The organism is Dickeya sp. CFBP 2040, from assembly GCF_012273755.1.
GTDB classification, from domain to species: domain Bacteria; phylum Pseudomonadota; class Gammaproteobacteria; order Enterobacterales; family Enterobacteriaceae; genus Dickeya; species Dickeya poaceiphila.
Genome location: NZ_JAAVXH010000058.1, coordinates 1 through 286, shown reverse-complemented (window position 1 = coordinate 286; position 286 = coordinate 1). Strand labels below are relative to the sequence as shown.

Here is a 286-nt window from a genome sequence, read left to right as displayed (position 1 = left end):
ACCTTCCGGCACCGGGCAGGCGTCACACCGTATACGTCCACTTTCGTGTTTGCACAGTGCTGTGTTTTTATTAAACAGTTGCAGCCAGCTGGTATCTGCGACTCCCGTCAGCTCCATCCGCAAGGGACTTCACCCACAGGAGCGTGCCTTCTCCCGAAGTTACGGCACCATTTTGCCTAGTTCCTTCACCCGAGTTCTCTCAAGCGCCTGAGTATTCTCTACCTGACCACCTGTGTCGGTTTGGGGTACGATTGAATGTCACCTGATGCTTAGAGGCTTTTCCTGG

At 53.8% G+C, this 286-nt stretch carries 1 rRNA gene; it reads right to left on the bottom strand.

Annotated elements, in window-relative coordinates:
* Positions 1 to 286 (bottom strand): 23S ribosomal RNA (locus tag Dpoa2040_RS08090); the annotation flags it as partial.